Annotated in this window: 17 protein-coding genes; 2 read left to right on the top strand and 15 right to left on the bottom strand. The window is 47.3% G+C overall.

What is annotated here, in order from left to right:
• Positions 1 to 54: 54 nt before the first annotated feature.
• From accC to OCV50_RS13500, 6 genes are all read right to left on the bottom strand, one after another.
• On the bottom strand, positions 55 to 1,398 hold the full coding sequence (gene accC / locus OCV50_RS13525) for an acetyl-CoA carboxylase biotin carboxylase subunit (RefSeq protein WP_152469412.1): 1,344 nt from the start codon (positions 1,396 to 1,398) through the stop codon (positions 55 to 57).
• 15 nt (positions 1,399 to 1,413) lie between these two features.
• Positions 1,414 to 1,881, bottom strand: coding sequence for an acetyl-CoA carboxylase biotin carboxyl carrier protein (accB, locus tag OCV50_RS13520; RefSeq protein WP_261903273.1), 468 nt, complete (start codon positions 1,879 to 1,881; stop codon positions 1,414 to 1,416).
• Positions 1,882 to 1,955: 74 nt separating this feature from the next.
• Entirely contained in the window at positions 1,956 to 2,405 is a 450-nt protein-coding gene (aroQ, locus tag OCV50_RS13515) for a type II 3-dehydroquinate dehydratase (protein WP_239841958.1), read from the bottom strand.
• 342 nt (positions 2,406 to 2,747) lie between these two features.
• On the bottom strand, positions 2,748 to 4,697 hold the full coding sequence (gene acs / locus OCV50_RS13510; RefSeq protein WP_239841957.1) for an acetate--CoA ligase: 1,950 nt from the start codon (positions 4,695 to 4,697) through the stop codon (positions 2,748 to 2,750).
• A 219-nt stretch (positions 4,698 to 4,916) separates the two neighbouring features.
• Positions 4,917 to 5,549: a 3'-5' exonuclease gene (locus OCV50_RS13505; protein WP_261903272.1), complete on the bottom strand. Its 633-nt coding sequence runs from the start codon at positions 5,547 to 5,549 to the stop codon at positions 4,917 to 4,919.
• A 6-nt stretch (positions 5,550 to 5,555) separates the two neighbouring features.
• A complete protein-coding gene (locus OCV50_RS13500; RefSeq protein WP_261903271.1) occupies positions 5,556 to 7,382 on the bottom strand; it encodes a DUF294 nucleotidyltransferase-like domain-containing protein in 1,827 nt (608 codons plus the stop codon).
• Between the two features lie 211 nt (positions 7,383 to 7,593).
• On the opposite strand from OCV50_RS13500, the gene OCV50_RS13495 reads away from it, so the two are divergent.
• The gene (locus tag OCV50_RS13495; protein WP_261903270.1) at positions 7,594 to 8,781 is read left to right on the top strand and encodes a 3-phenylpropionate MFS transporter; all 1,188 of its coding nucleotides are present in this window, start codon (positions 7,594 to 7,596) and stop codon (positions 8,779 to 8,781) included.
• A gap of 109 nt (positions 8,782 to 8,890) precedes the next feature.
• Complete coding sequence (locus tag OCV50_RS13490) at positions 8,891 to 12,322, top strand: hybrid sensor histidine kinase/response regulator (RefSeq protein ID WP_239841953.1); 3,432 nt, start codon at positions 8,891 to 8,893, stop codon at positions 12,320 to 12,322.
• Positions 12,323 to 12,390: 68 nt separating this feature from the next.
• Here the strand turns inward: OCV50_RS13490 and OCV50_RS13485 are convergent, their stop codons facing one another.
• The 9 genes from OCV50_RS13485 to aspA form a co-directional block, all read right to left on the bottom strand.
• Entirely contained in the window at positions 12,391 to 13,776 is a 1,386-nt protein-coding gene (locus tag OCV50_RS13485) for a class II fumarate hydratase (RefSeq protein ID WP_261903269.1), read from the bottom strand.
• Between the two features lie 12 nt (positions 13,777 to 13,788).
• Entirely contained in the window at positions 13,789 to 14,169 is a 381-nt protein-coding gene (locus OCV50_RS13480; RefSeq protein WP_261903268.1) for a hypothetical protein, read from the bottom strand.
• A gap of 195 nt (positions 14,170 to 14,364) precedes the next feature.
• A complete protein-coding gene (locus OCV50_RS13475; RefSeq protein ID WP_150869400.1) occupies positions 14,365 to 16,068 on the bottom strand; it encodes a sodium:solute symporter family protein in 1,704 nt (567 codons plus the stop codon).
• Between the two features lie 11 nt (positions 16,069 to 16,079).
• Positions 16,080 to 16,346, bottom strand: a complete 267-nt coding sequence (locus OCV50_RS13470) for a DUF4212 domain-containing protein (protein WP_239841950.1) — start codon at positions 16,344 to 16,346, stop codon at positions 16,080 to 16,082.
• A gap of 365 nt (positions 16,347 to 16,711) precedes the next feature.
• Positions 16,712 to 17,338: a MarC family protein gene (locus OCV50_RS13465; protein ID WP_239841949.1), complete on the bottom strand. Its 627-nt coding sequence runs from the start codon at positions 17,336 to 17,338 to the stop codon at positions 16,712 to 16,714.
• A gap of 115 nt (positions 17,339 to 17,453) precedes the next feature.
• Positions 17,454 to 18,089: a response regulator gene (locus tag OCV50_RS13460; protein ID WP_239841948.1), complete on the bottom strand. Its 636-nt coding sequence runs from the start codon at positions 18,087 to 18,089 to the stop codon at positions 17,454 to 17,456.
• A gap of 203 nt (positions 18,090 to 18,292) precedes the next feature.
• A complete protein-coding gene (locus OCV50_RS13455; RefSeq protein WP_261903267.1) occupies positions 18,293 to 20,101 on the bottom strand; it encodes a protein-disulfide reductase DsbD in 1,809 nt (602 codons plus the stop codon).
• Positions 20,102 to 20,289: 188 nt separating this feature from the next.
• Positions 20,290 to 21,597, bottom strand: a complete 1,308-nt coding sequence (locus OCV50_RS13450) for an anaerobic C4-dicarboxylate transporter (protein WP_150869398.1) — start codon at positions 21,595 to 21,597, stop codon at positions 20,290 to 20,292.
• A gap of 176 nt (positions 21,598 to 21,773) precedes the next feature.
• Positions 21,774 to 23,225, bottom strand: coding sequence for an aspartate ammonia-lyase (aspA, locus tag OCV50_RS13445; RefSeq protein WP_032549951.1), 1,452 nt, complete (start codon positions 23,223 to 23,225; stop codon positions 21,774 to 21,776).
• Between the last annotated feature and the right edge of the window lie 115 nt (positions 23,226 to 23,340).

The raw sequence follows: 23,340 nt of genomic DNA, 5'->3' as shown, positions 1-23,340 counted from the left end.
AAAATAAAAATGCCCACCGAGGTGGGCATTTTACTGTGTTCTTATATGAACCGATTATTGAAGACCAAGTTTCTTCTCTAGGTAGTGGATGTTTGCACCACCGTGTTGGAAGTTCTCGTCATTCATGATCGACTCTTGTAGAGGGATGTTCACTTTGATGCCTTCTACAATCATCTCACCCAGAGCGTTCTTCATACGAGAGATCGCGACATCGCGGTTCTCACCGTAAGTGATTAGTTTACCAATCATTGAATCGTAGTGAGGTGGTACTGTGTAACCCGTGTAGATGTGAGAATCCCAACGTACGCCCATACCGCCTGGCGCGTGGAAACGCTCGATCTTACCTGGTGAAGGTAGGAACTTCTCTGGGTCTTCCGCATTGATACGACACTCGATAGCGTGACCGCTGATCTTGATGTCATCTTGAGTGAAAGACAGAGGTTGACCCGCAGCAACACGCAGTTGCTCTTTGATTAGGTCAACGCCAGTTACCATTTCAGTTACTGGGTGCTCTACTTGAATACGTGTGTTCATCTCAATGAAGTAGAACTCGCCGTTTTCGTATAGGAACTCGAAAGTACCTGCACCACGGTAGCCAATCTCAAGACAAGCACGAGTACAACGCTCACCAATGTACTTACGCATCTCTGCAGTAATACCTGGTGCTGGCGCTTCTTCAACAACCTTTTGGTGACGACGCTGCATAGAACAGTCACGCTCACCAAGGTGGATAGCACCGCCTTGACCATCAGCAATCACTTGTACTTCAACGTGACGTGGGTTTTCTAGGAATTTTTCCATGTAAACCATATCGTTGTTGAAACATGCTTTTGCTTCAGCACGTGTCATTGCGATAGCTTCAGTTAGCTCTTTCTCAGAACGAACAACACGCATACCACGACCGCCGCCGCCACCAGATGCTTTGATGATTACTGGGTAGCCAATACGCTTAGCGTGAGCTTTGTTGGTTGCTTCGTCGTCGTTTAGTGGACCGTCAGAACCAGGTACACAAGGTACGCCAGCTTTCTTCATTGCCGTGATTGCAGAAACTTTATCACCCATGATGCGGATAGTTTCAGCTTTAGGGCCTACGAAGATGAAACCGCTTTGTTCAACTTGCTCAGCAAAGTCTGCGTTTTCAGATAGGAAGCCGTAGCCTGGGTGGATAGCAACAGCGCCTGTTACCTCTGCCGCACTAATGATGCGAGGGATGTTCAGGTAGCTATCGATACCACGAGCAGGACCGATACAGATAGTTTCATCTGCAAGCAGTACGTGCTTAAGGTCACGGTCAGCTGTTGAGTGAACAGCTACCGTTTTAATGCCTAGCTCTTTACATGCTCGCAGAATACGTAGTGCAATTTCACCACGGTTCGCGATTACTAATTTATCTAACATAATGAGGCTTCTCTATTATTCGATAATTACTAGAGCTTGGTCGAACTCAACTGGTTGGCCGTCTTCAACTAGGATTGCAGTTACAACACCAGATTTGTCCGCTTCGATTTGGTTCATCATCTTCATCGCTTCAACGATACATAGCGTGTCGCCAGCGTTAACTTGTTGACCAACTTTAACGAATGGTTTTGCGTCTGGGCTTGGTGCGCTGTAGAAAGTACCAACCATTGGAGAAAGAACTTGGTGACCAGTTACTGCTGCTGGAGCTTCAGCTGCTTCTGGAGCCGCCGCTGCTGCTGGAGCCGCTGCAGGAGCCGGAGCTGCTACAGGTGCTGGCGCTGCTGCGTATTGAACTGGTGCTGCTACTGGTGCAGTGCCGTTACGGCTGATGCGTACTGACTCTTCACCTTCAGAGATTTCTAGTTCTGCGATACCAGACTCTTCAACCAATTCGATCAGCTTTTTGATTTTGCGAATATCCATCGTTTCTTTCTCTTATTTGTTAATTAACCATGCTCTATGACTGGAGCTGGTGTTTATTAGTTCGGTTATGTTCGTTACTTTGACTGAAGCTTGTTGATCGCAGCGGTCAAAGCAAATTGGTAGCCTTGTGCACCTAAGCCACAAATTACCCCTTCGGCTTTGTCTGAGAGGTAAGAGTGGTGCCTAAATGGTTCACGCGCGTGAACATTCGAAAGGTGCACCTCAATAAAAGGGATTGCTACGCCAAGCAGTGCATCGCGCAGTGCCACACTTGTGTGTGTGAACGCCGCTGGATTGATAATAATAAAATCAATGTTTTGGAATGCACCGTGAATGGCTTCAATTAGCTCGTACTCACGATTTGACTGTAAGTGAGATAGCTCAACGTCCTGCGTTTTCGCTTGCTCTTTAAGACCGTTAATTATCTGGTCAAGTGTTTGAGAACCATAATGAGCAGGCTCTCTTAGGCCTAAAAGGTTAAGGTTTGGGCCATTTAAAACTAGAATGCGAAACTTTGTAGACATCGTGGGGCTATCTTCCTTTATCGTGACGACGAGTGTGAATGTCCCATTTTATTTACAAATCATGCCGTTTTGCCAGAGCTAAAACGACCGATTTTAAAAATTAGAACCAGATTATAGCTAATTCAGCGCAAATCGCAGCAATTTACTGGTCTAATCTCCTAATGTAATGGTCCAGAATTGTTACCAAGTTAACAAAAAACGGGAGAAGCCTTAATTTAAAGCGGGATATTTGAGATCAAGATCAGGCATAAAAAAACCGCCACACAGGTGACGGTTTACATATGGGGGTGTTTTAAACATATCAGGTAAACATGCCCACGTTAGGACTGTTTATCTTCGGTTTTATGCAAGCTCAGCTTTTTCTGCGATTAGCTTGTCAACCACGCTTGGGTCCGCAAGCGTTGACGTATCACCAAGGTTGCCTGTATCGCCTGTTGCAATCTTACGTAGGATACGACGCATGATCTTACCAGAACGTGTTTTCGGTAGAGAGTCTGTCCAGTGTAGTACATCTGGTGTTGCAATCGGACCAATCTCTTTACGCACCCAGTCTTTCACCTCTTTATGAAGTTCGGCTGTTGGGAATTCACCGTCGTTTAGGGTGATGTAAGCGTAGATTGCTTGGCCTTTGATATCGTGAGGGATACCCACAATCGCGGCCTCTGCGATCTTATCGAATGCAACCAGCGCTGATTCAATCTCTGCAGTACCCATACGGTGACCTGATACGTTTAGAACGTCATCGACACGACCAGTGATCCAGTAGTAGCCATCTTCATCACGACGAGCGCCGTCACTGGTGAAGTACATACCTTTGAAGGTTGAGAAGTAAGTCTGCTCGAAACGCTCATGGTCGCCATAAACAGTACGCATCTGCCCCGGCCAAGAGTCAAGAATCACTAGGTTACCGTCGGTTGCACCTTCGATGATGTTACCCATGTTATCAACCAGTGCCGGTTGAACACCAAAGAATGGGCGAGTCGCTGAGCCTGGTTTTAGATCCGTTGCACCCGGTAGAGGCGCGATCAAGATACCGCCTGTTTCAGTTTGCCACCATGTATCAACAATTGGTGAGTTCTCGTTACCAATCGTTTTGTAGTACCACTCCCACGCCTCAGGGTTAATTGGCTCACCGACTGAACCCATAATACGCAAGCTGCTACGCGTAGTGCCTTCAACCGCTTCATTACCTTTCGCCATCAGAGCACGAATCGCTGTTGGTGCTGTGTAGAGGATGTTGACTTGGTGCTTATCAACCACTTCACTCATACGGCTAGTATTTGGGTAGTTAGGCACACCCTCAAATAGGATAGTTTTAGCACCGTTCGCCAGTGGGCCGTAGATTAGGTAGGTGTGACCAGTGATCCAACCCACATCCGCGGTACACCAGAAGGTTTCGCCTTCTTGGTAGTCAAATACGTATTTGAATGTCATTGCTGCATACACAAGGTAGCCACCGGTGGTGTGTAGAACACCTTTAGGTTTACCTGTAGAGCCAGATGTGTAGAGAATGAATAGAGGGTCCTCTGCTTTCATCTCTTCTGGTGGGCACTCTGACGATACGTTTGCCGTTGCTTCATGCCACCAAACGTCACGATGCTCGTGCCAATCAATATCACCACCAGTGCGTTTCATGACAATAACTTTCTGAATCGTTTTTACTTCAGGGTTAGTCAGAGCTTCATCGACATTTTTCTTAAGAGGAACGGCACGGCCGCCACGAACACCCTCATCTGCGGTGATTACGATTTTAGAATCGGAATCGATAATACGACCAGATAGAGCTTCTGGTGAGAAACCACCAAATACCACAGTATGAACTGCACCGATACGCGTACAAGCAAGCATTGCAACCGCCGCTTCTGGCACCATTGGCATGTACAGACACACTACGTCGCCTTTTTGTACGCCTTGCTCTTTAAGAGCGTTAGAGAATTCACAGACTTCTTTGTGCAGTTCGTTGAAGGTTAGAGTCTTGTCGTCAGCTGGATCGTCGCCTTCCCAGATGATTGCGACGTCATCACCGCGCTCAGCAAGGTGGCGGTCAATACAGTTAGCAGACACGTTGAGTGTGCCGTCTTCAAACCAGCGAATGTCGATGTGGCCAGGGTCAAATGAAGTGCTTTTCACTTGGGTGAAAGGCTTAATCCAATCTACGATTTTTCCATGCTCGCCCCAGAAGCCTTCAGGGTCAGAAACAGATTGTTGGTACATGGCTAGGTAAGTGTCATTATCCGCGTGTGTATTTGCTTTGATGTTTTCTTTTACCGGATAAACGTGTGCTTCACTCATTGCATCTCTCCTTGTGCCTACATTCCTAATGAATTGGCAACTTCCTTTATGTTCAGTTTCTAAGTCAAGTCAGTGGACTGTCGTTGTGCTATCACTGTCGGCTAGCAGAGCCATTTCCACAATTAGACTTTAGGATGAGAAGCGTGTTTCTACTTAAAAAATAGCGAGTTAAGTGTTTTTTTGAGAGTTGGATCGTTTCAGTTATTTACGCATATTGATTTATGAATAAGAGGAGTTAAAGCGCGGTAAGTCGCCATGTTGTAGACGAACAAATATCAGCGCAGCCGAGATAGCGTCTTGTAATGCATCGTGTTTATTGGTGGGCAGCGGTAGGTCGAGTTGGCGACAGATGGTATCGAGGCTTAGGTCGAAATAGGCATTAGGCAGATGCTTTTCGAGCTTTTCTTGATAGAGTTGGCTGACTTCTACTAAGGGATTAGGCATCGGAAAGCCAAAATGTTTTAAACACGCCTTATCGAGAATTTTTTTGTCGTAACGGATGTGGTAGCCGACCAAAGGTCGATTGCCGATGAAGTCGAGCAGTGCGCTGATGGCGTGTTTCTCTTCTACGCCATGTTTGAGGTCTTGGTGGCGGATTCGATGGATTTTTATCGAATTGGAATCTAAAGATTGAGGCGCTCTTAATCTGACCTCAAACGGCTGGCTGGTAATGATTCGATTCCCGACGATTTTGGTGGCCGCGATCGAGACCAGCTCTGCTTGATTAGGGTCGAGGCTGGTGGTTTCACAATCAAGCGACACCAACTCTTGCCCAGAATTCGTGGTGAAGAGATCCTGATAGGGAGAACCTCTGAGCTTTCGATACCAGTAATAGCGAACTAATCGGTTCATGGTGATCTAATCCCTAATTTGGTAGTGATAGCCCAACCACTGCTTAAACTTCTTCACGACATGCAAGCTGTGTCTGAGTAGGTCTCGGTCGGCTCGCTCCATGAGTTTTACGTCGAGTTTGTTGCTGCTGTGTTGTTGCGATAAACGTTGGGACAAACGCCACTTAAAGAATTGCTTTAGGGCTTCGCTGAGGTTGTCAGCGGTGCTTTGTTCTAGAACATTCTTCTGCACTAGCGCTTCGATGCGTTCGAAGGTGTTGTTGACGCTGATACCATGTTCAAGGCTGAGTGCTCTCACGCCATGAACGATAGGGAAAATGCCTCCCTGTTTGATGTCTAAGCCTGATTTTGATGCCTTCACGTTACCAAACAGAGACAGTGGAACAGAGAAGTTTAGGGCAGGGCGACAGAATTCGGTGAGGATGAGTTCTTGTCCCACCATTAAATCTCTTAAGTGATCTTTAACGGGTTGCAGTAGCTCTCGATTGCCCGCCACCGCATGGGCGTCTGCCATGATAGCAATGTCCATGACTGTATCTGGAGTGGCTTTCTTCACCCATTGCGAGAGGGTTTCTTTCCAGCCCTGTTGTGAGTGTACCCACTTCGGATTGTTCACCATCACATTGCCCGGGCAGAGCGGGTAGCCTAGCTGTTGCAAGGTATGAGTGAGCTCAGCCATGACCTCTTCACAGTGATGCCACTCTAAACCGTCTTGAATGATCAGCGCGTTGTCTTGGTCGGTTTTGAGTATCTGTTCTCCGCGCCCCTCAGAGCCGAGCACAATTAGGCAACAGTGATTCTGCAGCGCAGGAGGTAAAATCAACTCAAAGGCTTTTTCGATGATCTGCTCGTTAACCGCAGAAATAAGCTCCATGATGAAGCGCGTTCGAATGCCATTGCTGATTAGGCTCTCAACCAATTGACGCTGTTTGTTGGAAGCCATGGCCAACTCTTCGATGTTGGTGGCGCGCGCAATTCGTAGCGTCAGTACGTGAGAGTGAGTCGAGAATGCACTCAAAATTTGCGTCATATCGAGCATGCCAACCGCTTCTTGCCCATCACAAACCATGACCCTTTTTACTCGATTACGCGTCATATTAATCATGGCGTTAAACAGAAAATCACCATCATTAACATGCAAAACTGGGAAGGTTGCTATCTCACCCACAGGGGCATCAAGGGGATAATCCTCAAGCATCACAGCGTGCAATAAGTTGGTTCGTGTGACGATAGAATAGGGTAAGGTACATGATGATCCAAAAGCTTTTGGATCATCATAGGCTAAATGAATTAAAGCCGAGTCGAGCCCTTGTTCTTTAAGGATTTTGGTTACTTCATTGATAGGTTGATTAGGCTCTAGGATCAGAGGTGGGTGATAAATCGAATCGTCGACTTTGGTTAAGATAAATTCAGCCAAGTTTTGCTGCTGTTTAGCGGCTTCTATGAGTTCTTTACGCTTGGCGAGGTTGTTATCAAAGTAGGCCGCAAACTGGCCATTGGCATTGTAGAGCTCAAGGAACACGTCGGTCGGAAGCAGATAGCTGAGGGTATCTTCTAGCGCGATGTACTGGTGTTTAGTGTGAGGTTCAAATTGGCTGCGTACATCAAAGATATCGTCGTTCGCATAGTGGGCGTAAATTTCACCATCTTGGCTAGCACGCTCCTCCACGGCACCTTTGATTAAAATATGCAGATGGCGGCTTGGACGATCCGCTTCGAGAATGGTTTCTTGAGCACGATAGTAAACCACGTCGAGCGCAGAACGTAGGGTCAGTTGTTCTGCCTCAGATAAGCTATCGAAGGGTGGGTGCTGCATATTAAATTTATCAGGCATAAGCGTCGCAGATAGAGTGAAGAACCTAAAGTTAAGTCTGACAAAAACTCACTGAAGCTCCAGACGACTTTAGTCTAAACGTGTAATTTTGATGCCGGATGCAGTCATAGATAACACGGAAACTCAAAGCAGCAATTATTCCCTTTTTCATATGATTCTTGAGAGGCATAATCTCCGCTGCCTCTCTGCAATCGTTTTTATAGGTATATATATGTTTAACCCTTCCCCTTATGGGTGGATATCTCAGTATTTCATTGGTTTCTTTTTCGCTTACGGTGTGTATCTGCCGTTTTGGGCATTATGGTTTGAAGACCAAGGGGTTTCAGCAGGCGATATCGGTGTGTTGATCGGTGTGGGTTTTGCGACGCGATGTGTGGCGAACCTCTTGATTACACCACGTGTACATAAAGCGGAGCACTTAATGCCTGCGCTGCGCTGGCTCAGTTTAGCGGCGCTGATTTTTGTAGCGTTTCATTTCTTTACCGGTGGTAGCTTCCTACTAATGCTGTTAGCGACCATCTTGTTTAACCTCTGTTGTGGGCCAGTGGTTCCGTTATCCGACGCCATGGCTAACTACTACAGCCGACTTAAGGTATTGGACTACGGCCGCACACGACTCTGGGGGTCGATTGCGTTTATTGCTGGTTCGACGGTAGTTGGTTATCTGGTCGCGCAATTTGGCACCGATATGATCTTATATACGGCATTGGCAGGTGTGTTTGTCTCTCTGATACTGGCAATGCGAAACCCAAATCTGATGCCAGTGACACAATCTGAACAACACCAAGTGCGTCCGAAGTTGGGAGCCTTGATGCGTGAGCGCTCGGTGGTGAAGTTCCTTGCCTTAATGGCGCTGCTGCAGGGCAGTCACGCTGCTTACTACAGTTTTAGCGCGATTTATTGGAAAGAAGCGGGCCACTCTGAAGCCATCATTGGCTATTTATGGAGTTTAGGGGTGGTTGCTGAAGTGGGTGTGTTTGCTTTAAGTAAACGACTTTTCTCAGGCATGGCGCTCAGAACATTATTTGTTATTGCTGCGTTGGGCGTGATTGCGCGTTGGGGTATCACCGCATCAACAACCGATATTTTGGGGCTGGTACTTGTGCAGTTGCTGCATGGTGTGACGTTCGCGATGGCACATATTGCGGCGATCCAATACATCCAATCGGAAGAAGAGAATAAGATGGTGGCACTGCAAGCTCTTTATAATGCGATCCCACTTGGTGCCTTTATCGCGTTGATGACTACTTTAAGTGGTTGGGGCTATGAGCTGTGGGGCGCGAATATTTTCTGGGTGATGGCGGCAATGGGTGTATTTGCTCTGTTTATTAAACTTGATGAGCGCAGTTCAGTGGTGGATGTCGAATTGGAAGTGACTCCAGCTAAAGCAGAGAATTAGAGTCTAAAGCACAGAAATTAATCGACCTGATTGTGTTGATTACTCTTAGCGAGTTAAATGAAACCTCTCCCTTATGGAGAGGTTTTTTTATGGAAGAAAAGGGTTCGCAATGCAAGGATGGATCGTAATCCCCGTCTCACTCGCCTATTTGGGCGTGCTGTTTTTAATTGCTTGGTATGGAGATCGACAAACGCGTTGGTTATCGCGTTGGCGACCTTGGATCTACAGTCTGTCTATTGCAGTTTACTGTACCTCGTGGACCTTCTACGGCACCGTGGGGCAAGCCAGTAACAACCCTTGGTCTTTTCTTCCTATCTATATCGCCCCTATTCTTGTTTTTACTTTGTGTTGGCGGATATTGGCGCGGCTGATTGTTATAGCCAAGCGTGAACATATCACCTCGATTGCCGACTTCATTGCGGCTCGTTATGGCAAGTCACAAGGACTTGCGGTGACCGTAACCATTATCGCCGTGGTGGGGATTCTTCCATATATCGCCTTGCAATTGCGTGGTATCACCATGGGGCTCGATATTGTTGCTCCGAGTCTGGCGCAAGATTTTGGTTATCAGGATTACCACGTTTCTTGGTTTGTGGTGGGGGCCTTAGCCATCTTTACGATGTTGTTTGGTACCCGTCATATCGATAACACCGAACACCACCGCGGGATGATGATGGCGGTCGCGTTTGAATCGATCGTCAAGCTGGTGGCATTTTTAATCGTCGGACTGTTTATCATTTATGTCGCAACCAGCAGCGATAAGATTGACTTGCTGGAAGTGGCTGCGCAGACCTATGAATCACCGAATATTCCCACCCTCATTATTCATACTGTTCTGACCATGCTGGCGATTGTGTGCTTGCCACGACAGTTCCACACCATGGTGGTAGAGAATGAAAGGCCACAAGATCTACATACTGCACGTTGGTTATTCCCTGTTTATCTGATCCTGATGGGGCTGTTTGTGCTGCCGATTGCGTGGGCAGGACAAGGGTTACTGACGGGCATGCCTGCGGATACCTATGTGATCAGTCTGCCAATGGCTGAAGGAGCTAACAATATTGCTTTGCTGGCATTCCTTGGCGGTACTTCAGCGGCGAGTGGCATGGTGATCGTTTCTACGATTGCACTGGCGATTATGGTGTCTAATGACTTGGTGATGCCGTTATTGCTGCGCCGTATGCGACTGACTCAGCGTACTCACCGACACTTCTCTGGGTTGCTGCTGGTGATCCGTCGCGCATTAATTTTACTGTTGCTGCTGGGAGCATGGGGCTTTTATCAAGCTTTAGATAGTATCCACTCACTCTCTGCGATAGGTTTTCTCTCGTTTGCTGCCATCGCACAATTTGCTCCAGCACTGATTGGTGGTATGTACTGGCGACTGGGCAACCGCAAAGGTGTCTATGTTGGTTTGTTGTTCGGCTCCCTGATTTGGTTGATCACTTTAATGAGCCAAACCAGTATGTTGGCAGGCGATCAGGAGAGTAATTTACTGCTGTGGCTTATCACGCCACCTGACCTACTGGCTAACTGGGATGTTAGTAGCTCTAACTGGGGTATCGTGCTCAGTATTACTGTGAACACACTCTGTTATGTGGTGATATCTCTGTCGACAAGGCCAAGCCTAAGTGAGCGCTTACAATCGGCGGCATTCGTTGGTGCCCCGTTACCTGAAAACGAAAACATGAGCCTCTACCAGAGCCGTGTGACGGTTGCTGAGCTAGAGATGCTCGCCTCACGCTTTGTAGGGCGCAAGCGTGCGAAAAGTGCCTTTCAGGCGTATTGGCAGCAGCAAGGTCGGCCATTGCTGCCCAACCAGCAATCTCCCGCCAGTTTGATCCGACATGCTGAACGTGTGCTCGCCGGTGTGTTTGGAGCCTCTTCAGCTAAGTTAGTACTTACTTCCGCTCTGCAGGGAAGAAACATGCAGCTCGAAGAGGTCGCGACCATCGTTGATGAGGCCTCTGAACTGTATGACTTCAGTCGTGGGTTATTGCAAGGGGCGATTGAACATATCGGTCAAGGCATTGCGGTAGTTGATCAACAATTACGTTTAGTGGCATGGAACCAGCGTTATCTTGAGTTGTTTGTATTCCCTAGCGGACTGATTCAGGTCGGTAGGCCAATAGCCGATGTGATTCGACACAATGCCGAACAAGGCTTGTGTGGGCCGGGCGATCCGGAAGACCACGTTAAGCGACGCATCTTTCACCTTGAGCAAGGTACCCGTCATACCTCTTCACGCGTGAGACCAGATGGCAGAGTAATCGAAGTGCAAGGTAACCCGATGCCAAGTGGTGGGTTTGTGATGAGCTTTACCGACATCACGGTGTTTAGACAAGCGGAGCAGGCGCTGAAAGACGCCAACGAAAGTCTAGAAAGTCGCGTCCACGAGCGTACGCAAGAGCTCGAAAAGCTCAACCAACGTTTGGTGAAAGCAACGCAAGTATCAGAGCAGGAATCACAATCCAAGTCGCGCTTTTTGGCCGCTGTGAGTCACGACTTGATGCAGCCATTGAATGCGGCACGTTTGTTCGCTTCATCGCTATCTGAGGTAGCAAAAGAGCAAGAGGTTAAGCAACTCTCTTCGCATATCGAGAGTGCGCTGGGTGCGGCAGAGGATTTGATTGGTGACCTGCTTGATATCTCGCGCCTTGAGTCCGGCAAGCTAGAAACCAACGTTCATGGCTTCGCGATCAATGATGTCTTGTCCAATCTCAACGCAGAATTTAGCGCTTTGGCAGGGCAACAAAATATCGATTTCCATATGGTGCCATCATCGCTGTTTATTCAGTCGGATCCGAAACTGCTGCGTCGCGTGATTCAGAACTTTTTGACCAATGCCTTCCGTTATAACCCTAGTGGTAAAGTTGTGTTGGGCGCACGGCGCGTGAATGGTCGAGTGCGAATCGATGTGTGGGATAACGGCACTGGTATCGATGAAGATAAGCAGCAAGAGATCTTTGAAGAGTTCACTCGTGGTAGCCAAGTGCGTTCAGATCAAGGGCTAGGGCTAGGCTTGGCGATTTCAAAAGGGATCGCACACGTCCTTGGACATGAAATTTCGATGCGCTCTTGGCCGGACGAGGGCAGCGTGTTCTCGATTACCTTGCCACGGGCTGAGAAGGTAGTGGCTGCACCACAAGTCGCGGCACCGACCGTCAACAGCGAGATAGCGCAACTGAAAATTCTGTGTGTGGATAACGAGCGTGACATTCTGGTCGGTATGGAGAATCTGATTGGTCGCTGGGGATGCGATGTGCGAACTGCGGGGGATCTGGTCGAGAGCTTGAAGTGTCTGGAAGACAGTTGGCAACCGGACGTGATCTTCTCGGATTATCGACTCGATAACGGGCGCACTGGCCTCGAAGTTCTGCAGCAATGTCGCTTGAGACTGGGTGATAGCTTCGAAGGAGTGATCATTAGTGCTGATCGTACTGATGACATGTTAGCGGCAATCAAAGCGCATGGTTTTAGTTTTATTGCCAAGCCAGTTAAGCCACTGAAACTCAGGGCTGTGCTCAATCGTGTCGCTTAATTAGTATTTGGAACATGGTAGGCCAAAAGCGAAGCCAACTGTCGGCTTCGCTTTTTTATTGGGCTTAATCAGCCTGCAATCCCGCCTTTAGTCAGCTGGCTTGGGTTCAATAAGCTCGCTAGTTCTTCACGTGGAATATCGGTTTCACGTTCCGCTACATCTAAGATTGATAGACCTTCTTTGTAAGCCATCTTAGCAATCTCAGCCGCTTTTAGGTAACCAATAACTGGGTTGAGCGCCGTCACTAGAATTGGGTTCTTCGCTAAGGCTTCATCAAGGTTGTCTTGACGAACGGTGAAGGTCGCTACGGCTTTATCTGCCAGTGCCACCGAGCTGTTGCTCAGCAGTTCGATGCTTTCAAGCACATTATGTGCAATGACTGGCAGCATCACATTGAGCTGGAAGTTGCCAGATTGACCTGCGACTGTGATGGTGGTGTCGTTACCAATCACTTGCGCCGCCGCCATTGCTGCTGCTTCTGGAATCACAGGGTTTACCTTGCCCGGCATGATAGAGGAGCCTGGCTGCAGAGCTTGCAGTTCAATTTCGCCAAGACCCGCCAATGGACCAGAGTTCATCCAACGAAGATCGTTTGCGATCTTCATGATCGCAACTGCTGCCGTTTTAAGCTGTCCAGATAGGGCAACGATCGCATCTTGGCTGCTGAGATTGAAGAAGAAGTTTTCGCTCGAACTGAATTGCAGTTTCGTTGTTTGAGATAGGTTGTGCGCGAAGGCATCAGCAAATCGTGGATCGGCGTTGATCCCGGTGCCGACGGCCGTTCCACCCTGAGCGAGTGCTTTTACTGCCTCCAAGCTCGATTCAATGCCTTGTTTTGCATGGTCAATTTGGAATTTCCAACCACCTAATTCCTGAGAGAGGGTGATTGGCATGGCATCCATTAGGTGAGTGCGGCCTGTCTTCACCACATCGGCAACCTGCATCTGTTTGGTGGCTAACACATCTGATAAGTGCGCAAGGGCTGGCAGTAGCTGCTTCTCTACCGTTAGTGCCACGCTGACTTGGATTGCTGTCGGTACAACATCGTTACTGCTTTGCCCCATATTCACGTGGTCATTCGGGCTAACATCGCCTTGCAGTGCGCGTGAAGCCAACGTTGCGATAACCTCGTTGGCATTCATATTGGAACTGGTGCCTGAACCGGTTTGGTAAACATCCACAGGGAACTGTTCAAGGTGTTGGCCATCGATGATCTCTTGGCTTGCATCGATAATCGCATGAGCAATATCACCCTCAAGATGACCCAATTGAGCATTGGTGTTAGCGGCGGACTGTTTGATGAAAGCGAGTGCTTGAATGAAGCTTGCAGGCATTGTGTGCGAACTGAAAGAGAAGTTATCAGCGGCGCGCTGGGTTTGTGCTTGGTAAAGTGCATTGGCTGGTACTTTTACTTCACCCATGCTGTCTTTTTCGATTCGAAATTCTTGGGTCATGCTGGATCCTTGTTAGCCAAGTGGAGCTTGGACTTGTTGTAGGGTTTGTTGGAGCGGTAAATACTTGTGTTTACCGTTAGGCTGTTGGTAATAATGGCGCTTTAAACAAAATAGCGGCGTGTGGATCAAATCAAGGCAAACGCGACGAAAGGTCAGGCTGCGTTGTGGTGACTCGATGGCTTCTATTAGGTGAAAGAACAGCTGACGGAGGAACAGTTCGCACAGCAGAATGTTTTCATGCTCACTATCTTTTTCATACTGAAGCGCAAGCTCTAGACTGCAGTCAATGTAGCTTTGGACTGTTGATGGCTCATATCCCTCAACCACATCGCATGCGAGAAAACGGTCTTGTGCTTTGTAAAAAGTGGAATAGATAAGTTGCTGTTGCTGCATTAATCTCTCACCATCGTTAATTTGATGTTAATGATAATTATTATCAAATGAGATATTAAAAACAACCCTTTCTTTTTATAAGTGGCGGGACAAAAAGAAAAAGCCGATACATGATGCATCGGCTTTCTGAGAACCAGTGCCTAATCCCTACAATGTAAGCACTGGTTTATTTTAGTCTCTTGCGAGAGTTGTTGCTTAGTGGTCGTGAGCTGCACCTGCACCTTTAGGGTAACGGATGTTCTCTACCATCTCTTGTACATCTTGTGGTACTTCAGCTGTAACCTTGTTCACCGCGATAGATACTACGAAGTTCAGACACATACCTAGCGTACCGATGCCCTCTGGGCTGATACCGAACCACCAGTTGTCTGGCGTGCTTGCTGCTGGGTTGATGAACTTGAAGTAGATGATGTATGACGCTGTGAATAGGATACCCGCCAACATACCTGCAATTGCACCTTCCTTGTTCATCTTCTTGTAGAAGATACCTAGGATAATCGCTGGGAAGAAGGATGCTGCGGCTAAGCCGAATGCAAACGCTACTACCTGTGCTACGAAGCCTGGTGGGTTAATACCCAAGTAACCTGCACCAATAATCGCGACCATTGCTGCCAGACGAGCGGCTAACAATTCCTGCTTGTCGCTCATGTTTGGTCTAAACCCTTTCTTCAACAAGTCATGCGAGATGGATGTTGAGATTACCAGTAGTAGACCTGCTGCTGTTGATAGTGCGGCTGCAAGGCCACCGGCTGCCAATAGTGCTACAACCCAGTTTGGTAGTTTCGCAAGCTCTGGAGAAGCAAGTACGATGATGTCACGGTTGATCTTCATCTCGTTGCGCTCATCGCCCGAGTAGAACATCTTGCCATCGCCATTCTTATCTTCCCAGCCTACTAGACCAGTGCTTTCCCAGTTTTTGTACCAGCTTGGAGCTTCTGCTGCTGGAACACCTTGCATGTCAGGACCGTTGATTGTCTCAATCATGTTTACACGAGCAAACGCTGCTACACCTGGTGCTGTTGTGTAAAGTAGTGAGATGAACAGTAGTGCCCAACCCGCTGAGATACGAGCATCACGTACTTTTGGTACCGTGAAGAAACGGATGATTACGTGTGGTAGACCCGCAGTACCCACCATTAGAGCTGCACAGATGAAGAATACATCCACCATGCTCTTATTACCTTCGGTATAGGCGGTAAATCCGAGCTCTTCGGTTAACCCATCCAGTTTATCGAGCAGGTAAACGTCCGTTCCTGAAATCGTTGAACCCATACCGATTTGTGGAAGAGGGTTACCTGTCATCATGATTGACGTAAAGATAGCTGGCACAAGGAAAGCGAAAATGAGGACACAGAATTGAGCTACCTGCGTATAAGTGATGCCTTTCATGCCGCCAAGTACTGCGTAGAAGAACACAATACCCATACCGATGATGATACCTAGGTTGATATCAACCTCTAGGAAACGCGAGAATACAACACCCACACCACGCATCTGGCCTGCAACGTACGTGAACGATACGAAGATCGCACAGAATACCGCTACCATACGCGCTGTTTTCGAGTAGTAACGCTCACCGATGAAATCAGGAACCGTAAACTGACCGAACTTACGTAGGTAAGGTGCCAAACAGAGTGCAAGTAGTACATAACCACCTGTCCAACCCATTAGGTATACCGCACCGTCGTAACCAACGAATGAGATGATACCTGCCATTGAGATGAATGACGCTGCCGACATCCAGTCCGCGGCGGTTGCCATGCCGTTTGCTACTGGGTGTACACCACCGCCCGCAACGTAGAACTCACTGGTTGAGCCTGCACGAGCCCAGATTGCGATGCCGATATACAGTGCGAAAGTGATACCGACGAGAATAAACGTCCAAGTTTGAATATCCATGTTCTAAACCTCTAGTCTTCCTGTACGTTGTATTTCTTGTCGAGCGCATTCATACGCACTACGTAAATAAAGATTAAGGCGACAAAGGTGTAGATCGACCCTTGTTGAGCGAACCAAAACCCTAGCTTGAAACCGCCTAGTTGTACGGTGTTAAGCGCATCGACAAATAAGATGCCAGCGCCGTAAGACACTGCAAACCAGATGGCCAGCAGAGTCCCCATAATTCCCAAGTTTTCCTTCCAATAGGCTTGAGCATGTTCTGTTGATTCGAACGCCATTGCCTTCTCCTTTATTCCGATTCCGTAGAATGTTTGTGTTAACGTAATGTTACGATTTGAAATGTAGCAAGGATAAGTCAAGGGATCTGTGCAACTTTAGTCGGGGCGAAAAGTTTAGAAAGTCGCTGTTTTATGGGGGGTAGAACGCAAGTTAACTCAAAAATGTGATGTTACAATGTTGTTAAATTAGCCAAAGGTCTAACGAAATGGCTCTTTTTGATGAGCGAAAACTCAAAAGGAAGAGGATTTTTTTGTGTTGATGAAAGAGAGGTTGTTTGAAGGTGTTCTTGGGGAAATGAGTGGAGTGGCACTGCTCTCAACTAAGCTGAAGCTGAGAGCAAACCATGTTGTAAGGCGATCAAACTTTACAGATAGAAGTCTTTGATACCCATCAGGAGGTTGTTTACTGCAACCGCTGCAAGAATAAGTCCCATGACACGGCTGATGATGGCGGCGCCGACATTCCCAATCACCTTCTGGATCTTCGTGGCGCCCAGTAGCAGCAATAAGGTGATAACCAGCACTAACACCATAACACCCGCGGTAATACTCTGGTCGATCAATGAGTAACGATTATTGTCCGTCAGCATCACAATCGCCATCATAGCGCCAGGTGAGGCAATAGAAGGGATAGCCAGTGGGTAAACGGCAAGATCGGAAAGTTGCTTACTGCACACCTCTTCTGAGATCTTCTGTTCTTGCTCTGGCTTACTCTCACCAAAAATCATGGTCAACGCAAACAGCAGCAGCACGAGTCCGCCAGCAGCTTGGAAGGCGGGTAGTGGGATCTGCATCGCTTCTAGAAGCAATTGGCCTGCGATAAGGAAAAAGAGCAGTACACCAGTGGCGATGGCGATCGCTTTAAGGGCAACGGCGCGGCGCTGTTTAGGTGTTAGATGCTGTGTTTGTGATAGATAAACAGGAACGGAGCCAATTGGGTCGATGACCGCCCAAAGAACGACAAATTGAGTAATGATGATACTAGTAAGCAAGGATAATCTCCCAGAGTTAATGACAGAGGGATGAAGCCGCTAATTTCGCAGTGCTTAAATTATAGCGGCTATTATTCCTTTTAAGTCATCACTGTGTGAGATGTTGCGAAAAAGGTTAACTTTCGGTCTCCATTTGCTGCAACAAGATCACCGCTTGAGTACGGTTTTTCACGTCCAGTTTACGGAAGATAGCAGTCATATGGGCTTTGATGGTTGCTTCAGAAACATTGAGTTCATAGGCAATTTGTTTGTTAAGCAGACCATCAGACAACATCCCTAAAACCTTGTATTGCTGTGGTGTTAGGGTCGCAATTTTTTCCGCCAAATCGCTGCATGCAGCATTGTTGGTGATTAAGCCTTCAGGGAAGAAGGGGTCGCCATTTAAGACCTGATTGAGAGCGCTAACGAGTTCGCGCATATCACTTGATTTAGGGATAAAGCCAAATGCACCGTGACTCTTCACCTGAGTTACAACGCTAGCGTCTTCGCTGGCAGAGATAACCACGATAGGTAGATCTGGGTATTCAGCTCTCAGTTGAATAAGTCCCGACATGCCATTAGCACCCGGCATTTTGAGGTCGAGTAGTAGCAGATCTGGCTCGTCTTCTTTCTTGAGTAGTGCCAGCAAAGCATCTAAAGAATCCGCTTCTAGAAGGTTCGCGCCACTGATCGCCATATGCACTGACTGAAACAAGGCGTTACGAAACAGAGGGTGGTCATCAGCAATGATGATGGTATAGGTCGAGTCCATGACGTTCATACTTTTAACAATTTAGTTAACATTTATTATTGACCCGATTGACTATGCGGACAATATTTATGCACTAAAAGTCTGAAGCATATCCACTTTTGCTGAGAGGCGGGTATGGAAAGGTTTTATAAAAATGTAAAAGCCACGTTTCAGCTCTCATTTGAGAAATAAAACGTGGCTCGTATTTTATCCAGCCAGCGTAGCTATAGCTGGTGGTTTTGCATGTGTTGTAAGAAGGTTTCGGCGTTCATAAAACCCGTTACTCGAGCATTTGGAACATGGTTACCCTTACCGTCCCAGAACTCAATAGTTGGCAAACCTAGCACCTGCATTTGTTTAAGCAGTTCAATGTCTTGAGGTAAGTTTTTCGTCACATCAGCTTGCAGTAGAACAAAACCAGAAAGCTTATTTTCAACATCGGCTTGATGGAAGGTGTACTTCTCGAACTCTTTACATGCCACACACCAATCAGCATAGAAGTCGAGCATCACTGGCTTACCAAGCTTCTTCGCCTCGATAAGCTGGATCTCAAGCTCCTCAACGGTATTGATACGAGCAAACTCAATTTGAGCAACCTGCTCAACACTCTTCTCTGCAAACCAATAATTCAGAGCCGGTTGTGCTGATGCGAATAAACCAAGCATGGCAATAATACCGACTGCGCTCTGTTTCCAACCACCAAATGGCAGAGAGTTTTTGCTGTGATACAGCCAACCAAAAGCAACAAAGCCCAATGTTGACCACAATACCGTTGCCCAAAACTCAGGGATAATGCGCTCTAATAGGAAGATAGGGGCTGCCAGTAGAATAAAGCCAAACACGATTTTGACCTTGTCCATCCAGCTGCCCGCTTTTGGTAGCAGTTTATTGCCAAATACTGCAACTAGCATCAGTGGAATACCCATCCCCATTGCTAATGTATACAGGGCAATACCACCAGTAAACAGATCACCACTTTGTGCCACATAAAGTAGAGCACCAGAGAGAGGTGCGGTGGTACATGGTGAGCACACCAAGCCAGAGATCGCACCCATCGCAAACACACCTAGAGTATTACCGCCTTGCTGCTTATTGCTCTGGTTATTGAGCCAAGTCTGAACACTGCTAGGAAGCTGTAGGTTGTAGACACCAAACATCGACAGTGCCAGCGCCACAAATAGGATACTTAGGCCCATCAGTACATAAGGGTGCTGCATTGCGGCTTGGAATTGCATGCCAGCCGATGCTACAACAAGACCCAGTAGGGTGTAGGTCAGTGCCATCCCCTGTACATAAATGAACGACAGCATCAGTGCACGGCCTTGGCTTAGCTTTCCGCCACCCAACACAATGCCCGTCAGAATCGGATACATCGGCAGTACACATGGTGTAAAGGCAAGGCCAACACCGAGAGCTAAGAATAGTAATGGCGTCCACCAACTGTCGCTAAGCTGTTCAGCAAGTCCTGCTTCTTTTGAAACTGGAGCCGCGCTGCGTTCTTCCGCGAGAGGTGTTGAAGTTGCCTGCTCTGATGTTTCGTTATTGGCCGTTGTATTTGAAGCATTGGCTACGTCTGCTGATGGCGTAAATGGCTCGATATCAATGACACGAATTTCGGGTGGGTAACAGAACCCAGCTTTGGCACAGCCCTGATACTTAACGATAAGCTGAGAACCATCTTGGTAGCTTTGTAGTGGAACTTGCACAAACAGTGGTTGAGTGTAAATGCTTACCTCACCAAAAAACTCGTCTTGATATGGCTGTCCGTTTTCAATTTCGACTGAGCCGATCGCGAGGTTTTTACCCGTAAAATCAAGACTGTGCTGATAGAGGTAGTAACCCTCTTTTACTTGCCAGTCTATAAGGACCTTGCCGTCTTGCTGGTAGTAGTTAAAAGGGAATGCTTGATCAACAGGAACAAAGCTATTGGCTGAGTTGAGTTCAAGTCCTTGGTCGTTATTACCAAAGAGAGCATAGGCTGAATGGGACAAACTAAGCAGTCCAACACACAGCGTGATGAGAAATGCGCGCATAAGTGAAGTCATCTTGATTAAGTTAACAGCGATATTAACTTAATCAGACCTTATTGCTGACTAATAAGTTTCAAATTGCCGCTTTTATTCTAAAAATGTTTTGGTTATACCAAGAGAGGCTTCATGGTTGTTGTGAAACAAAAAAAGGAAGCCGAAGCTTCCTTTTAAAGTTAACTGATTGATTCTGATTAGATGAACAAGCCACCGAAGCCAAAGCCAAGCGCAACCGCTGTTGCGATAGTTACCACACCCGGAATAAAGAATGGGTGGTTGAACACAAGGTTGCCGATACGGGTTGAGCCTGTGTCATCCATCTCAACCGCTGCAAGCAGAGTTGGGTAAGTTGGAAGAACGAACAGAGCACTTACTGCTGCAAATGACGCTACCGCAGTTAGAGGCGCTACGCCAATTGCCAGTGCTGCAGGCATAAGAGCAACGGTTGTTGCGCCTTGAGAGTAAAGCAGCATAGAAGCAAAGAATAGAACCAGTGCTAGCATCCATGGGTAGTCAGACAGTAATGCACCCGCCACATCTTTGATCTCTGCAACGTGCGCGTTTACAAACGTTGAACCTAACCAAGCCACACCAAGTACACACACACACGCTGTCATACCTGAACGGAATGTTGGTGCTGAAGAGATCTTCGCTGCATCGATTTTAGTGAACAGTACAATCGCAGCCGCTGCTGCTAGCATCACAGACATGATCGCTTCGTTACGGCCTAGTGCAGGGTTTTCGATTAGACCCACAGAGCTAGAGATCGCCGCTGCGTAGCAAACCACAAAGCCGATAGCCGCTAGGAAGATGTAAGTCGCTTTCTTCGCTGTAGGTAGGATCTCGCGTTTCTCTTCTGTTGCTAGCTTGATTAGGCCTTTCTCTAGACGCTCTTGGTATACAGGATCGTCTTTAAGCTCACTGCCCATGTAGTTCGCAACAACTGCACCAACCATACATGCGATGAAAGTCGTTGGGATGCACACCATTAGTAGTGTTAGGTAATCCACACCAAATGGCGCTAGCATCGCAGCAAAAGCAACAACCGCCGCTGAGATTGGTGAAGCGGTGATCGCAATCTGAGATGCGACAACTGCAATAGATAATGGACGAGATGGACGAACACCTTGGCCTTTCGCTACTTCTGCAATTACAGGTAGAGTCGAGAACGCTGTGTGACCTGTACCGGCCATTAGTGTCATCAAGAACGTCACGATCGGTGCATAGAAAGTAATGCGCTCAGGATGTTTGCGTAAAAAGTTTTCTGCAATCTGAACTAACCAGTCCATACCACCTGCGACCTGCATAGCTGCAATAGCAGTGATAACTGACATGATGATCAGAATAACGTCAATTGGGATAAAAGATTGACTGGTTGGAACGCCAAGAATCAGCGACAGTGCGATAACACCTGCACCACCGGCAAAGCCGATGCCAATACCGCCAATTCTGGCCCCTAAAAAGATAAAGAGTAGGACAACGAACAGTTCTACTGCAATCATAGTAACACCTCATTTTTAGATTTTATTATCTGAAAACTCGCCACTGAGTGTTCAAATAATAGAACCTTGGCTAGAAGCCACTGTAAGAATTTGTCTCGCCATAAAACCACTCCAAATTTATGGTTAATCGTTTTCGAGACTAAAAAAGGGCTCCGTTGGGAGCCCTACATTCAAACTTACTCGTAGCGTTTGCCTTTATACTGAGGACGCATCAAGTTTTCAACTGAGAAAATGTCATCAAGTTCTTCTTCAGTTAGAAGACCGCGTTCTAGAACCACATCGCGAACGCTCTTGCCGGTTTCTGCACAAATCTTACCAACGATGTCACCCTCATGGTGGCCAATGTATGGGTTTAGGTAAGTTACGATACCGATAGAGTTAAACACGTGCGCTTCACACACTTCTTTGTTCACGGTAATGCCATCAACACACTTGTCACGTAGGTTCACACAAGCATTAGTTAGAATGTCTAGAGACTCAAACATGCTTTGTGCAATGACAGGTTCCATTACGTTCAGTTGAAGCTGACCGCCTTCTGCTGCGAAAGAAACCGTGTTGTCGTTACCGAGTACTTTGAAGCACACTTGGTTTACTACTTCAGGCACTACAGGGTTTACTTTAGCCGGCATGATTGAAGAACCTGCTTGAAGCTCAGGAAGGTTCAGCTCGTTTAGACCCGCGCGTGGACCAGAAGAAAGCAGGCGTAGGTCGTTACAGATCTTAGACAGTTTAACCGCTAGACGCTTCAGTGCGCCGTGAGTCATTACGTATGCGCCACAGTCTGACGTTGCTTCTATTAGGTCTTCTGCTGGAGAAACTTCTAGGCCAGTTACTTCAGCAAGGTGTTTAACCGCTAGCTCTTGGTAACCTTGTGCTGCGTTTAGACCAGTACCGATCGCAGTTGCACCTAGGTTTACTTCTAGAAGCAGCTTTGATGTGTACTCTAGGTTTTTGATCTCTTCGTTGATCGTCACTGCCCAAGCGTGGAACTCTTGGCCCACTGTCATCGGCACTGCGTCTTGCAGTTGAGTACGACCCATTTTAAGAACCGTGTTGAACTCTTGGCTCTTAAGCTCGAATGCACCTTTTAGGTATTCGATAGCATCGATAAGCTTACGTACACTGTTGTAAACAGAGATACGGAAACCCGTTGGGTATGCACAGTTAGTTGATTGACTCTTGTTTACGTGGTCATTTGGATTGATGAACTCATATTGGCCTTTCTCTTTGCCCATAAGTTCAAGAGCCACGTTCGCAACCACTTCGTTTGCGTTCATGTTTACAGAAGTACCAGCACCGCCTTGGAACACGTCAGAAGGGAATTGGTCCATGCACTTACCCGTATCTAGGATAAGGTCACATGCTGCGATGATGTGCTTCGCTACTTCACTTGGAATTACACCTAACTCCTTGTTTGCTAAAGCAGCAGCTTTCTTCGTCATCACCATACCGCGCACAAACTCAGGTACGTCTGAGATAGTTACACTTGAGATGTTAAAGTTTTCGATAGCGCGTAGAGTGTGGATGCCGTAGTAAGCATCAGCCGGAACATGACGTTGACCTAATAGATCTTCTTCGAGACGAGTGGCTTGAGGAGCTTCAACAGGAGCTTTAGATTGAGTAGCCATAACAGGATCCTTAGAGAATTATTCTGATAATATAGTTAGTTATTAGCCTATTCGTTACGCGAAACTCCGTTCACTAGAATTTTGGGCTGATAAATCCGTCCTGACTTATGTGGCA

Source organism: Vibrio fortis (assembly GCF_024347475.1).
Classification (GTDB): Bacteria; Pseudomonadota; Gammaproteobacteria; order Enterobacterales; family Vibrionaceae; genus Vibrio; species Vibrio fortis.
Note: the sequence above shows the minus strand (reverse complement) of the source record. Positions and strands in the feature narration are given on the sequence as shown.